Source organism: Streptomyces sp. NPDC046557, assembly GCF_040645975.1.
GTDB lineage: Bacteria > Actinomycetota > Actinomycetes > Streptomycetales > Streptomycetaceae > Streptomyces.
The window spans coordinates 727,146-740,734 of record NZ_JBEYZH010000002.1 but is presented as its reverse complement, the minus strand read 5'-3'; the positions used below and the strand labels follow the sequence as shown (position 1 = coordinate 740,734).

Below are 13,589 nucleotides of genomic sequence, written 5' to 3'. Positions count from 1 at the left end.
TGTCCAGGCGGTCCCACTTCGAAATGCTGTGTGAACCTGCGGGTGCTGGTGGGTCGCGCGGGCGGCGGGGAGGATCGGGCCATGGGCGTGAGCGCGTTGAAGTGGCAGGGCTGGTTGGTCGGCCTGGTGGTGCTGGCCGGGCTGCTGGTGTTCGCCCCGCTGGGCCTGTACGTGTGGGCCAGCGGCGGCGGGACCGGCGCGGCCGTACCGGAGCGGCCGGCGGCGCAGGACGTACGGGTCACCTCGTGCCGGGTTGAACCGGCGAGCCGGCGGGTGGTGGCGACCGTGGAGGTGACGGGCCGCGCCACGGGTGGTGGTGCCTACGTCGCCACGGTCGAGTTCCGCGAGAGCGCGGACCCGGCGCCGGGGGCCCGGGCGGCCCAGGCGCTGGTGCGGGTTCCGGGAGTGGCCCCGGGGGCGACGGAACGCGGCGAGGCGGTCGGCCCCGTGTGGCCGGCCGCGAAGGTCCCCTGGTGCGGGGTGGCGGCGGCGCAGTTCACACCGTCACCGCGGTCCACACCGTCGCCCTGAGGGTGTGTGGCACCCGGTCCGGAGCCTCCGCGGCCCCGGACCGGGGCCGTCAGTGGGCGCCGGCCCGGTCCTGGGAATCCAGGGCGGCGGCGTGCGCGTCCATGCGTTCGGCGGCGAGGATCGCGACGGTGGTGTCGGCGCGGGACGCGGCGACGAGCAGCGCCCGGCCGGCGAGGTCGTGTGCGCGCCGGTGCAGCCGGGCGGGGTCCGCCGCCCGGTCGTGGGCCGGCCGTTCATGGCCCGCGCGCGCCGGCCGGGCCCCGCGCAGGCGGGTGACCTGGTCGGCGATACGGGCGGCGGCGTCGTCGAGTCCGAGTTCGTCGGTGACGGCGAGGAGCGCCGCGAGGTGCCCGGCGAGCTGGATGTCCAGGGCTTCGCCGCGGCTGCGGTGCGGGTAGTCGGTGCGGCCGCCGGGCATGCGGTGGACGACCGACTCGGTGCGGATCGGCTCGTACATGAGGTGGCCTCCTGCGGGTCAGGAGACCATCCTACATTGGATCGGTTCTAAAGTTGTGCTCGATCCGGCGAGACTCCAGTCTCCGGCGAGTCCGGAGCGACCCGTAAGCGCCCGCCGTACCAGCCGACCGCGCGGCGGCCTTGCTAGGGCTGACTGTAGCCCTCCAGGAAGTTCCCGATGCGGGTGACCGCGTCCGCCAGGTCCTTGGCGTTCGGCAGCGTGACGATCCGGAAGTGGTCGGGTTCCGGCCAGTTGAAGCCCGTACCGTGCACCACCATGATCTTTTCGGCCCGCAGCAGGTCGAGGACCATCTGTCGGTCGTCCTTGATCTTGTAGACCGCAGGGTCCAGCTTGGGGAACAGGTACAGCGCGCCCTTGGGCTTCACGCAGCTGATGCCGGGGATCCGCGTCAGCAGGTCGTACGCGGTGTCGCGCTGCTCGCGCAGCCGGCCGCCGGGCAGCACGAGGTCGTTGATCGACTGCCGGCCCCCGAGCGCGGTGGCGACGGCGTGCTGCGCGGGCATGTTGGCGCACAGCCGCATGTTCGCCAGGATCGTCAGGCCCTCGATGTACGAGGAGGCGTGCTTCTTCGGGCCGCAGACCGCCATCCAACCGGCCCGGTACCCGGCGACGCGGTAGTTCTTGGAGAGCCCGTTGAAGGTCAGGGTGAGCACGTCCGGCGCGATGGCGGCGGTATTGGTGTGCGTGGTCCCGTCGTACAGGATCCGGTCGTAGATCTCGTCCGAGCAGACGACCAGGTTGTGGCGGCGCGCGATGTCGGTCAGGCCGCGCAGCATCTCGTCGTCGTAGACGGCGCCGGTCGGGTTGTTCGGGTTGATGATCACCATTGCGCGGGTGCGGTCGGTGATCTTGCGCTCGATGTCCGCGAGGTCCGGCATCCAGTCGGACTGCTCGTCGCACCGGTAGTGCACCGCGGTGCCGCCGGCGAGGCTGACCGAGGCGGTCCAGAGCGGGTAGTCCGGCGCGGGGACCAGGACCTCGTCCCCGTCGTCCAGCAGCGCCTGCATGGACATCTGGATCAGCTCGGAGACGCCGTTGCCGAGGTAGACGTCCTCGACGCCCAGCTCGATGCCCTTGGTCTGGTAGTGCTGCATGACCGCGCGCCGCGCGGACAGCAGACCCTTCGCGTCCCCGTAGCCGTGGGCCGTGCCCAGGTTGCGGAGCACGTCCTCAAGGATCTCCGGCGGGCACTCGAAGCCGAAGGCCGCGGGGTTGCCGGTGTTCAACTTGAGGATGCGATGACCTGCCGCTTCGAGCCGCATCGCCTCTTCGAGGACGGGTCCGCGGATCTCATAGCAGACATTGGCGAGTTTCGTTGACTGGATCACCTGCATGACGGGAGCTTACGGGCCCGGCGGCGACCGCGCCGCTTTATTCCGACACCTTCCGGCGAGGCGATATGTCCCGGTTCGGGAGATGCGGAGGCCACGGCCCGCACGCTCCTTGGAAACCGTGGCCCGGCCTGCGTTCCGCCCTGCGGAACGACCGCGTTCACCCGATGTCGGCCGCCCCGGTGTTGCGCTCGTCACCCCACGGTGTACCGGGCCTGCGTGAAACCGCCGCCCAGGGCCTTGACCTCTCGCAGGGTGAGTTCCACGTCCTCGTCCAGCGCCCCGAAGAGCGGCAGGCCCGACCCGAGGAGTACGGGTGCGGTGGTGAGGGTGAGTTCGTCCAGGAGGCCCTCGCGCAGGAACGTCCGGACCATCCGGCCGCCGTCCACGTAGACGCTCTTCGCGCCCAGCTCCGTCAGGCCCGCCAGCAAGTCCTCCAGCGAGCGGTACACCGTCACGCGCGGGTCGTCCGTGGTCAAGGTGGTGCTGAGGACCACCACGCGCTTGCCCTCGTAGGGCCAGAACCCGAAGGTGAGGACCTTCTCGTAGGTGTTGCGGCCCATGGCGAGGGTGTCGATCCCGGCCATGAACTCCTCGTAGCCCGTGTCCCCGGCGGCCTCGCCGCGGGTGGTCAGCCACTCGATGTCGCCGTCGGGGCGGGCGATGAACCCGTCGAGGCTGACGCCTATGGTCACGGCGGTGCGGAAGGTGCGGTCCCAGATCATGCGGTGTCCCCTCGTTCGGTGGTGCCGGTGGTGCCGATGGCCCTTGCGGTGCCGCCGGCGATGGTGGTCGCGTCGGTGCGGTACGGCGCGAGGGTGGCGATCAGGGCGGCGCGCCGGCGCTCGGCGAGGCCGCCCTCGTGGTCGACGGCCCAGAGCAGCCCGGCCCCGGTGACGGCCGCCCGGACGGTCTCGGTGAGAGCGGTGACATCGGTGTCCGGGTGGAGCTCGCCCGAGTCCGCCGCCCGGTCGAGCAGCGCCCGGCAGGCGTCGTGTTGGGCCCGCTCCGAGGCGAGCGCCGACTCGCGGAATTCCGGGTCGGCCAGGTCGGAGCAGAGGAAGGCCAGGTGATGGGCGTACGCCTGCGGGGTGGCCACCGGGCTCCAGGTCCCGGCGATCAGTCGGGCCAGCGCGTCGAGCGCCGAACCGTCCTCGCGGCCGACGCGCTCCCGGAGGTCCGCGAACCGCGCCGCGCCGTGCCGGGTCAGCGCGAGCAGCAGCCCGCGCTTGGAGCCGAACCGCTGCACGAGCGTTCCGGGCACCAGCCCGACCTCCCGCGCCACGGCGGCCAGGGTGAGCTTCGCGGGTCCGGTCCGGCCCATCACCTCGACGGCCGCCCGCAGGATCGTGGAGTCGTCGACGCCTCGGGGTCGTCCGGCCACGCCCCACCTCCGCCCCTGCCCCTTCGGAGCCGATTAATAAATGACTGTGCATTCATTAAAGCAGGGATGCGGGCCGGTCGGTGGCGATTCGCTGGAATCCCGCTAGAGCCGGCCGCGGCGGGCCGCCGCGTGCTGCCAGAGGCGGAGCAGGTAGGGATGGCGGGGCGCGGGGCCGGCCGGGCAGATGTCGAAGTGGGTGACCCGGCAGGCATCCGTGGGCGCCCCGTCGCCGAGGTGGACCGCCGTGCCGTCGGAGCCGATCCGGTAGCGGTGGCCCGGCGGGACCAAGTGGTGCGGGACGCTCCCGGGCTGCATCAGGATCCAACGTCCGTGCGCCGTGCGGTGCCAGAGGGCGGCGTCGCCGCAGTCGCGGCAGGTGGCGGGCCGGCCCGCGCGGCAGTCGGGGCCGCCGATCGCCGCGAGGGCGCCGGCCAGTACGTCGCCCACCGCGATCGGCGTGCGGGGATCATCGTGCAACGCGGTCCCACCTCCGTGCCGTTGGTAGCACGGCACGGGGGCGCGCAACCGCCGTACGGGGGACCCGCCATCCCTACGGGTGACCGAACCGGTCCAGGATCACGAGCGGGACCTCGCCGGGTGCGGCGGCCGCCTGGTGGTCCTCGTACGCGGGCCACAGCGCGGTCAACGCCTCCCAGTACGTCTCCCGCTCCTGCCGGTCCGCCGTGCGGGCCAGCGCTTGGAAGGAGAGGGCGCCGACCTGGAGCCGTACCTCGGGGTGGGCGGTGAGGTGCGCGTACCACCGCGGGGCCGGGGCGCCGGGGACGGGGCCGGCGGCCACGACGAGGTGCCGGCCGCCGTCACGGGCGTAGATCAGCGGGGTGCGCTCGGTGCGTCCCCGGTCGCGGTCGACCGTGGTGAGCAGGAGGGTCGGTACACCGTGCCAGAGATGGCCGTCGAGGCCCCCCGAGCCCACATAAACCCGGACGTGTTCCAGGGCGCGACCCGGCCCCGGGTCGGTGGGGTGGTCCCAGTCGATGGTGACGGTCTGCATCACGGCGTCCTCCGGCTTCGGCCCCCCGCGGCCTAACGACGCCCGGCGCGAGGGGTTGCGCACACGCCGATTGCCGCTCCCGGTCCCGCCGGTGGGCACGGACCGGGAGCGGCGTCGGATGGACCGCCCCCTGCCTCCCGAGTGGACCCGCGCCCGCTTACGGCAGGTAGCGTTCGATGACCGACGGACCCTCCCGCTCGATCATCTTCCGGGCCTTCTCGACCCGCTCCGGAGTCGGGTCGGCGCCCGTCGCCATGACGAGGTCCTCGGGGTCGTAAGGCCGCTCGCCGCCGGTCCACAGCTTGGACGGGCGGTCCGCGTGCTGGGGCTGCTGGTCCGATTCACGTTCCATCGCGTACCTCCTCGGGGGTGTCCCCGTTTCCCCTCATCCTCCGGCGCCCGCGTCATGAACGCACGTCGGCCGTCGCGGGGCCCCTACCTCCCTCAGCGCACCACCAGCGTCAGCACCACACCCAGCGCGAACAGCGACCCGCAGACGGCCAGATTGACGCCCTTGTGCTCCATGAACACCGCCGCGAACTCGCGGATCGTCGCGCTCGGCCAGAAGTACGCGGCCGTCGGCGAACCCAGCACCTGCCCGTTCACCCCGGCCTTGCGGGCCATCATCGCGGCCCGGAACGCGTGGAAGTTGTTGGTCACGACCACGCACCGGTACCCCGGCGTCCCCTCGGTCATGATCGACGCGCTCAGGGAGAGGTTCTCCTCCGTCGTGCGCGAGCGGTCCTCCAGCCGGATGTGCTCGGCGGGCACGCCCTCGGCGATCAGCCAGTCCGCCATGGCCCGCGCCTCGGGGACCTTCTCGTCCGAGCCCTTGCCGCCCGAGGGCAGCAGCACCGGCGCCGGGCCGCCCCGGGCGCGCTGGGCCTCGTAGATCTGCTTGCCCTTGCGCAGACGGGAGGCCAGCAGCGGCGGCACCCGGTCGCCGCCGACCAGGCCGGAGCCGAGCATGACCACGTAGTCGACGTCGCCGCGCACCTTGATCCGCCCGTAGAGATAGGCGTACGCGAGGAAGCAGAGGAAGAGGAACGCGACGTACGCGGCGATCAGGACCACCATCGCGGTCATCCCGGCCAGCTTGCCGGAACCGCTCAGCACGGTGACGAGGGCCAGCCCGAGCACCCCGAAGATCGCCAGGCCGGCCAGCAGCGACAGCAGGTTACCGAGGCCGCGGCCCTCCTTGCGCACCATCGTGACCCCGTTGGCGACCAGGAAGCAGGCGAGCGCCACCACCCCGAGGGCCGGCAGGAGGAACACGGCGACGACCAGGACCACGGCGAGGCTCGACGGCAGTCGCGTGATCCGCGCCAGCAGTCCCAGCGCCAGGCTGACGAACGTCAGCCCCAGCAGGACCGCGTTGCGAAAACGCCGGCGGTCCTCCCGCACGCTCAGGCAGAAGAACACGAACAACGCCGCGGCCGGGGCAAAAGCGATCATGGTGGTCATCGTAGGCGCCGTGTGTGAACGGCCTCCGGGCCGCCGGCGCTACGCGTCCTTCGGGGTCCTGCGGATCGCGCGCCCGGCCAGGGCGTCCGTCCTGCGGCCGTCGCGCATCACGAAGCGGCCGTCGATCAAGACGTACGGGACGCCGGTCGGCAGCGCCCGCGGGTTCTCGTACGTCGATCCGGCCGCCACCGTGTCCGCGTCGAAGAGCACCAGGTCGGCGCGGTAGCCGGGGCGGACCAGCCCCCGGTCGGGCAGGCGCAGCCGGGCCGCCGGACGCCCGGCGAGGTGCGCCACGCACTCTTCCAGCGACAGCACGCCCAGCTCGCGCACGTACCGGCCGAGATAGTGCGGGAACGTGCCGTACGCCCTCGGGTGGGGCTTCGCGCCCTGGAGGATGCCGTCGGAGCCGCCGGTGTGCGCGGGGTGGCGCATGATCGCCCGGACGTTCTCCTCGTGACCCACGTGCTGGATGATCGAGGGCCGCAACCGGTCGCCGAGCAGCAGCCGCCGCGCCTCGTCCCAGCCGCGCAGCCGGGCGCCGACGTACGGGCCGAAGGCGGGGTCACCCACGCCGGACACCTCGACCGTAGACCAGTCCACCGGCACCCCGTGGCAGCCGTCGGAGCCGTCGACTTCCAGCGCGTACCGGATCCGTTCGGCCTCGGAGTCGTCCCGCAGTCGGGCGAGCACCGCCTCCGGGCCGCCCGCGCCCGCCCGACTCGGCAGCAGGGCGACGAGGGTGGTGCAGCCGGGGGTGTACGGGTAGCTGTCGAGGGTGAGGTCGGCGCCGGTCGCCCGCGCCCGGTCGAGGAGGGCGAGGAGTTCCCCGGCCCGGCCCCGGTTCTCGGCGAAGTTCATGGTGGCGTGAGCGAGGTGCAGGGCGCAGCCCGCCTCTCGGGCCAGGGCGATCATCTCGGCGTAGGCGGTCAGCGCGTGGCGCCCGTACGAGCGGTGGTGCGGGCAGTAATAGCCGCCGTACCGGGCCACGACCCGGCACAGCGCCGTCAGTTCGGCGTCGTCGGCGTACATGCCGGGGGTGTAGGTGAGTCCGGAGGACATGCCGACGGCGCCCTCGGCGAGGCCGTCCGCGACGAGCGCGCGCATCCGGTCCAGTTCGGCGGCGGTGGGTGGGCGGTCGTCCCAGCCGACCGCGTACGCGCGGACGGTGCCCTGCGGGACGAGGTAGGCGGCGTTGACCGCGATGCCGGTGGAGTCGAGCCGGTCGAGGTACTCGCCGACGGTGCGCCAGTCGAAGTCGATGTCGTCGCCGGGGCCGTTCCAGCCCGCGATCGCCGCCCGGACGCCGGCGAGGGTGCGGTCGTCGACGGGCGCGTAGGAGAGGCCGTCCTGGCCGAGGACCTCCAAGGTCACGCCCTGGGCGACCTTCGCGCTGTGGTCCGGGTCCCGCAGCAGGGCCAGGTCGCTGTGGGCGTGCATGTCCACGAAGCCGGGGGCGAGCACCAGGCCGTGCGCTTCCAGGGTGCGCCGGCCGCCCGTCCGGATCCGGCCGATCGCCTCGATCCGGCCCTCGTGGACGGCCACGTCCGCGGTGTACGAGGGCCCGCCCGTGCCGTCCACGACGCGAGCCCCCCGGACCACCAGGTCCACCGCGGCTAGAAGAAGGTGCGGACGTAGTCGCCGACCGTGCCGTCCGCGTCCACCACCGGGATCAGCGGCCACTTCTCGAAGATCGTGCAGGGGTGGGACATGCCCAGCGCCACCCAGTCGCCCACCTGGAGGTCGTCGGCCGAGTCGGTCTCCAGCCAGGCGTGCTGGTCGGACAGTTTGAGCACCCGGACGCCGGTGGCGGGCCGCTCGACGCCGTCGAGCGGGTCCCGTACCAGTTCGACCTCGGGCAGCCCGAGGTCGTACGCGATGTCGCGCTTTCCGGCGTTGACGAACGCCTGGGTGGAGGAGGGGCGCGAGACGACCTGCGTCCACAGACGGAACGCGGGGCGGAGGTCCCCCTCCGTGGGGAGGCGGTTGAAGGGGGTCAGACGCGTGTACCAGCCGTGGTCGTGGGAGACGTACGCGCCCGAGCGCAGGAGCCGCAGCGTCGGCCGCGACAAGTCGGGCAGCTGCGCGAACACGTCGGCGACGGCGTCGAACCAGGAGGAGCCGCCCGCGCTGACGACGATCTCCTCCACGTCCCGGGCGAACCGGCCCGCCTTGTCGAACTCGACGGCGAGGCCGGTGAGCCGGCGCAGGTACGCGTGCACGGAGTCCGGGTCCGCCCCGGGCACCTCGGCCTCGTACCCGGCGACGCCGACCAGGCGCAGCGTGTCGCTCTGCGCGACGGCGTCGGCGACGGCGCGGCAGTCGTCCTCGGTACGGGCGCCCGTGCGGGCCCCTTCCCCGGCGCCGAGTTCCACGACGACGTCGACGGTGGCGCCCCGGCCCGCGAGGGCGCGGTCCATGAGCCGGACGCCGCGCACGGAGTCGACGTAGCAGACGAAGCGGAACTCGGGGTCGGCGGCGAGTTCACCGGCCACCCAGTGCAGGGCGGCGGCGTCGACGAGCTCGTTGGCGAGGAAGATCCGCCGGATGCCGAAGGCCCGGTAGACGCGGGCCTGGTGGGGTACGGCGGCGGTGATGCCCCAGGCGCCGTGGTCCAGTTGGCGCCGGAACAGCTGCGGGGCCATGCAGGTCTTGCCGTGCGGGGCGAAGGCCAGCCCGTGGCGCCGGGCGTACGTCTCCAGGGCGGCCAGGTTGTGGGCGAGGGCGTCCGCGTCGAGGGTGAGGACCGGGGTGGTGAAGCCGCCCGTGAACAGGTCGCGGCGCTCGGCGGCCAGCATGCCGACGGTCAGGGCGGAGGCTTCGGCGTCCGGCGGGAGGCCCTTGAAGCGGTGGTCCACCGGTTCGTCGGCGAGCCGGCGGACTGCGTCGCTGCCCATGCGGAATCCTCTCGCGTCGCGCTGTGCGCGACGTCCATTGCAGGTGGTGCCCGTTGCTGTCTAACATCCCCGATGACGACGGGTCAACGGCGGTCGGTTCCCCGGGCCCCGGGCGGCGCGAGGGGGCGCCAGAACCTCGGGCGGTCGCGAAGGGGCGGGGCGTGAACCAGTCGGTGGAGCGGGCGCTGCCCATCCTGTCCGCCCTGGCCGAGGGCCCGGCCGGGCTCGGCGCGGTGGCGGACGCGCTCGGCGTGCACCAGAGCACCGCCCAGCGCCTGCCGCGCACCCTGCGCGCCCACGGCTTCGTCCACCGCCGGCCGGCCGCTACCGGCTCGGGGCGGCCCAGTTCACCCCCGCCGCCGAGGCCGCCGAGGCCGCCGAGCACCTCGACGGCCGTGAGACGTCCGCGAGATCGCCGGCCCGCACCCGGAGGAGCCGAACCGGCTCACGCGGGAGCCGGCCCTCGAAGGGGAGCGGGCCGGCTGCCGCCCCGGGGCGCCGTACCGCCGAGACCATCGGCCGGGAGCACTCCGCTTCCGGCGACGCACACCGAGACGATCCCCTTACAGGAAGGCGCCCCATGACCGAGAAGATCGCCGTCACGCCCGAGACCCACAACGCCCCGCCCGCCAAGTTCTCGCACGGGGTGCGCAAGGGGAACATCCTCCAGGTCGCGGGCCAGGTCGGCTACCTGCCGTACGTGGTGGGCCAGCCGGCCACCCTCGCCGGTCCGTCGCTGCGCGAGCAGACGCTGCGGACGCTGGAGAACGTCCGCGCCGTGCTGGAGGCGGGCGGCGCTACCTGGGACGACGCGGTGATGATCCGCGTGTACCTCACCGACACCGACCACTTCGCCGAGATGAACGAGATTTACGACGCCTACTTCGAGGAGCAGGGCATCAAGGAGGCCCCGGCCGCCCGCACCACGGTCTACGTGGGCCTGCCAGCGGGTCTGCTCGTCGAGATCGACGCGCTGGCCGTCCTCGGATAGGACCCGCGAGAGCGTGTGGGGGCGCCCCCCTGGTGGTGGGGCGCCCCCGGCTCGTCCGGCCGGCGGTCTGCTAGACGCAGTACTGCGCGGCCTTGCCGATCGACCGGTACATGCAGTCCGCGTTCTCCAGCAGTTGGAGCACGGCGTCCCGGTTGCGCGCCGTCTCGCGGTCGATCACCTCGTCGGGCGGGTAGAAGCCACCCCCTCCGCCGGTGTCGCTCGGGTACATCTCGAAGGTGTAGGCGAAGATCTTCTGGTCGCCCCACAGCCAGTCGTCGATCGTCCCGTCCGTGATGTACAGGTCGCTCGACTGCTCCGCCGTGTAGCCGTTGCTGGCCGCCATGCCGGTGCCGATCTTCTTGTAGGCGGCGAGGTCGTCGGCGGTCATGCCGGGCGCGGTGTCGTTGTACGTCCACCCGAACGGCCACATGACCAGTTCGCTGTAGGTGTGGAAGTCGATGGCGGCCTTGATCTGCTGCTTGCCGCCCACCACACGGCTGCGGACGAAGTCGGCGACGACCTTCACCTCGGGCGCCGACTCGCCGGCGGAGCCGCGGTAGGTCTCGGAGCTCTTGCTGCCGCTGGAGCCGCCGCAGCAGCCCCACTTGTAGTTCCAGTTCCGGTTCAAGTCGGTGCCGACGGCGGAGGAGCCGGAGTTGGGCTGCCGGTTCTTGCGCCACGAACGGTAGGAGCCGGAGGCGATGTCGTACTCGCCGCCGTCGGGGTTGAGGTCCGGCACGATCCAGATCTCACGGCTGTTGACCATGTTGGTGACACGGGCGTCGGAGCCGTACTTGGAGCCGAACTCCTTGAGCAGGTACAGGGCCATTTCCACGGTCAGGTGCTCACGGGCGTGCTGGTGGTGGGTGAAGAGCACCTCGGGCTCGGCCTCGTCGGTCCCGACGTTGTCGCTGATCTTGATCGCGATGATGTCCCGGCCCTGGTACGACTTCCCGATGACCTGCTTGCTCATGATCGCCGGGTACTGGGCGATCCGCTGGTTGATCTCGTTCGTCGCCTCGGCGTAGTTGTGGTAGTTCGAGTCGGCGGACGGGAAGTCGCTCGTCCCGGTGGCCACGTTGCCCAGCGAGCGGTCGGGTGGCCCGGGCAGCGGGGTGATCCGGTAGCCGAGCCTGCGCAGCTCCCTGGCCTGGGCGGGGTCCGCGCTGACGACGACGGAGCGGGCGTCCACCTCGTCGATCGACACGCCGGTGCGCAGCAGGGCGGTGCGTTCGGCGGGGGTGGCCGGGCCCTTGACCTCGTACTGGGTGATGGACTCGTCCTGGGTGGCGGTCGAGGGGGTGGGTGGTGGGGCGGCCGTCGCACTCATCCCGTAGGCGGGGGCGCCGAGCGCCAGGGTCAGGAGGGCCGCCGTGACGGCGGCCCTCCGACGGTTGTGGAGCCGCATGCGTTCTCCTGGGTGGGAGTGTGGGGGTAGCCGTGCGGATGACGCACAGCGTGCTCTCGTGGCATGTCCGGGTCAAGAAATCGAAACCGGCCAAAAATCGGTCGGACCGGTCGGACACCCCCACACGTACCGCCTACGGGAGCGAGTGGACCTTCGGACCCACCGTGTCGGACCAAGCGCTACCCGCCTTGGCGTCCCAGTTGGTCGACCAGGTCATCGCGCCGCGCAGCCCCGGGTAGGTCTTCGACGGCTTGAAGGACCCGCAGTTCGTGCCGCGCGCCAGGCAGTCCAGGGCGTTGTTCACGACGGCCGGCGAGACGTAGCCGCTGCCCGCGCCGCTGGGCGACGCCGGGACGCCCAGGCCCACCTGCGAGGGGTCCAGGCCGCCCTCCAACTGGATGCAGGCGAGGGCGGTCAGGAAGTCCACCGTCCCCTGGGAGTAGACCTTGCCGTCACAGCCGTTCATCGAGCCGCTGTTGTAGAACTGGGTGTTGACGACGGTCAGGATGTCCTTGACGTTCAGGGCCGTCTTGAAATAGCCGCCGGCCGTCGACTGCATGTCGATCGTCTGCGGCGCCATGGTCAGGACGAACGAGGACCCCGCCTTCGCGGACAGCGAGCGCAGCGCCTGCGTCATGTAGGTCGGGTTGAGGCCGTTCTCCAGGTCGATGTCGATCCCGCTGAACCCGTACTCCTGCATCAGCGCGTACGCCGAGTTCGCCAGGTTGTTCGCCGATGCGGGGTCGTTGACCGAGATGGTGCCCTTCTCGCCGCCGATCGAGAGGACGACCGACTTCCCGGCCGCCTTCTTCGCCGCGATGTCCGCCTTGAACTGCGCCGGCGTGTACCCGCCCAGACCGGCCGAGTCGAGGGTGAAGGAGATGGCGCCGGGCGTGGTGGTGGCGTCGGCGAAGGAGACGGCGATGATGTCGTACTGCGCGGAGACGTCCGAGATCTTCTGGACGGTCGCGCCGTTGTTGAAGTTCTGCCAGTAGCCGGTCAGGGCGTGCTTGGGCACCGACGGGTTCGGGGTCGGGTTGCCCCCGCCCGTGGTGGTGCCGGTCACCGCCGCCGACTTCGGGCCCTCGCCGGCGGCGTTGTACGCGCTCACCTGTAGCGCGTACGAGGTGCCTGCGGCGAGCCCGGTGAGCTGGACCGGGGAGGCGGAGACGGTACGGACGCGCACGCCGTCCTGATACACGTAATAGCCGCTCGCCCCGCTGACCGCGTTCCACGAAAGGGTGAGGGCGCTTGCGCTCTGACCGGAAACGGCGGCCCCCGAGGGCGCCCCGGGGACGCCCGGACCGGGGTCGGTGCCGCCGCCCCCGTCCGGTCCGAAGACGCTGAACTCGTCCACGAGATAGGCCGGCTGGCCGTACCAGCCGTGCGTCCAGACGGTGACCCGGGTGGTGTTCGGGCCGGTGGAGAAGATGGTGGAGAGCTTCTGCCAGCCGCCACCGGAGCCGGGGGTCCACGTGGAGACGTCCTGGGTGCCGGTGCCGGTCGCGCCGAGGTACACGTACGAGCCCTGCACCTGCGCGCTGAGCGTGTACGTGGAATTCGGCTTGACCGTGACGGTCTGCGAGCACTGGGCGGAGTCCTGGCCGGCCGGGGTGGCCTTGAGGGCGCCGGAGCCGGCGAAGACGGGGGAGGAGACGGCGAGGCCGCTGCCGCCGGTGCAACTCCAGTCGGCCAGGCCGGACTCGAAGCCTCCGTTACGGGCGACGTTGACGTCGGCGGCTTGCGCCGTACCGGCGGTGAGGGCCGTCAGGGCGCCGGCGGCGAGAGTGGCGGCGAGGGGCAGGGCGAGGGAGCGTATGCGGTTCACGAAGGCTCCGGTGGGGGGAGAAGGGGATCTGAAGGGGGCGACGGGGCGTGTGGGGGCCCCGGGAGCCAAGTTGGTCCAGACCAATCCCGGTGTCAATACTCTTGTCAATGTGGCCTGAAATCAACACGGTTCAGCCGGAAGCGCGGTCCTTGTTGTCCGGATTTCCGGCCACCTGTGACATGTGCTGCCGGCACGGGAATCAGCAAGGCCCTGCCCCACCGCGGACGACGCGGATATGGTGCTGAGGCAGGGGGGGAAGTGCGCTGGT

The 13,589-nt window shown here is 72.0% G+C and carries 14 protein-coding genes and 1 pseudogene; 3 read left to right on the top strand and 12 right to left on the bottom strand.

Annotated features, from left to right (window positions below):
* The first annotated feature begins 87 nt into the window (after positions 1 to 87).
* Entirely contained in the window at positions 88 to 531 is a 444-nt protein-coding gene (locus tag ABZ934_RS08615) for a hypothetical protein (RefSeq protein ID WP_361310133.1), read from the top strand.
* Between the two features lie 49 nt (positions 532 to 580).
* Here ABZ934_RS08615 and ABZ934_RS08610 read toward each other — a convergent pair whose 3' ends face one another.
* The 10 genes from ABZ934_RS08610 to ABZ934_RS08565 form a co-directional block, all read right to left on the bottom strand.
* Positions 581 to 988, bottom strand: coding sequence for a hypothetical protein (locus ABZ934_RS08610; protein ID WP_361310131.1), 408 nt, complete (start codon positions 986 to 988; stop codon positions 581 to 583).
* 143 nt (positions 989 to 1,131) lie between these two features.
* Positions 1,132 to 2,343, bottom strand: a complete 1,212-nt coding sequence (locus ABZ934_RS08605; protein ID WP_361310129.1) for a pyridoxal phosphate-dependent aminotransferase — start codon at positions 2,341 to 2,343, stop codon at positions 1,132 to 1,134.
* Positions 2,344 to 2,534: 191 nt separating this feature from the next.
* Positions 2,535 to 3,065 (bottom strand): dihydrofolate reductase family protein, encoded by a 531-nt coding sequence (locus ABZ934_RS08600; protein ID WP_361310127.1) that lies wholly within the window; start codon positions 3,063 to 3,065, stop codon positions 2,535 to 2,537.
* A complete protein-coding gene (locus tag ABZ934_RS08595) occupies positions 3,062 to 3,724 on the bottom strand; it encodes a TetR/AcrR family transcriptional regulator (protein ID WP_361310125.1) in 663 nt (220 codons plus the stop codon). Before ABZ934_RS08595 ends, ABZ934_RS08600 begins: the two co-directional genes overlap by 4 nt.
* Before the next feature lie 102 nt (positions 3,725 to 3,826).
* Entirely contained in the window at positions 3,827 to 4,201 is a 375-nt protein-coding gene (locus ABZ934_RS08590; RefSeq protein ID WP_361310123.1) for a DUF6083 domain-containing protein, read from the bottom strand.
* 73 nt (positions 4,202 to 4,274) lie between these two features.
* Positions 4,275 to 4,736 (bottom strand): nitroreductase/quinone reductase family protein, encoded by a 462-nt coding sequence (locus tag ABZ934_RS08585; RefSeq protein WP_361310120.1) that lies wholly within the window; start codon positions 4,734 to 4,736, stop codon positions 4,275 to 4,277.
* 157 nt (positions 4,737 to 4,893) lie between these two features.
* Complete coding sequence (locus tag ABZ934_RS08580) at positions 4,894 to 5,088, bottom strand: hypothetical protein (protein WP_190183185.1); 195 nt, start codon at positions 5,086 to 5,088, stop codon at positions 4,894 to 4,896.
* Between the two features lie 92 nt (positions 5,089 to 5,180).
* Entirely contained in the window at positions 5,181 to 6,191 is a 1,011-nt protein-coding gene (locus ABZ934_RS08575) for a YdcF family protein (protein ID WP_361310117.1), read from the bottom strand.
* Positions 6,192 to 6,239: 48 nt separating this feature from the next.
* Complete coding sequence (locus tag ABZ934_RS08570; protein WP_361310115.1) at positions 6,240 to 7,808, bottom strand: D-aminoacylase; 1,569 nt, start codon at positions 7,806 to 7,808, stop codon at positions 6,240 to 6,242.
* 5 nt (positions 7,809 to 7,813) lie between these two features.
* Positions 7,814 to 9,094: an amino acid deaminase gene (locus ABZ934_RS08565; protein ID WP_361310113.1), complete on the bottom strand. Its 1,281-nt coding sequence runs from the start codon at positions 9,092 to 9,094 to the stop codon at positions 7,814 to 7,816.
* A gap of 161 nt (positions 9,095 to 9,255) precedes the next feature.
* Here ABZ934_RS08565 and ABZ934_RS08560 point away from each other — a divergent pair.
* Both ABZ934_RS08560 and ABZ934_RS08555 read left to right on the top strand, forming a co-directional pair.
* Positions 9,256 to 9,500 (top strand): annotated as a pseudogene (locus ABZ934_RS08560) (helix-turn-helix domain-containing protein); the annotation flags it as partial.
* 174 nt (positions 9,501 to 9,674) lie between these two features.
* Positions 9,675 to 10,085, top strand: a complete 411-nt coding sequence (locus tag ABZ934_RS08555; RefSeq protein ID WP_361310338.1) for a RidA family protein — start codon at positions 9,675 to 9,677, stop codon at positions 10,083 to 10,085.
* Positions 10,086 to 10,155: 70 nt separating this feature from the next.
* Here ABZ934_RS08555 and ABZ934_RS08550 read toward each other — a convergent pair whose 3' ends face one another.
* Together ABZ934_RS08550 and ABZ934_RS08545 are read right to left on the bottom strand one after the other, a co-directional pair.
* A complete protein-coding gene (locus ABZ934_RS08550; RefSeq protein ID WP_361310111.1) occupies positions 10,156 to 11,493 on the bottom strand; it encodes a M14 family metallopeptidase in 1,338 nt (445 codons plus the stop codon).
* Positions 11,494 to 11,626: 133 nt separating this feature from the next.
* Entirely contained in the window at positions 11,627 to 13,321 is a 1,695-nt protein-coding gene (locus ABZ934_RS08545) for a glycoside hydrolase family 18 protein (protein WP_361310108.1), read from the bottom strand.
* Between the last annotated feature and the right edge of the window lie 268 nt (positions 13,322 to 13,589).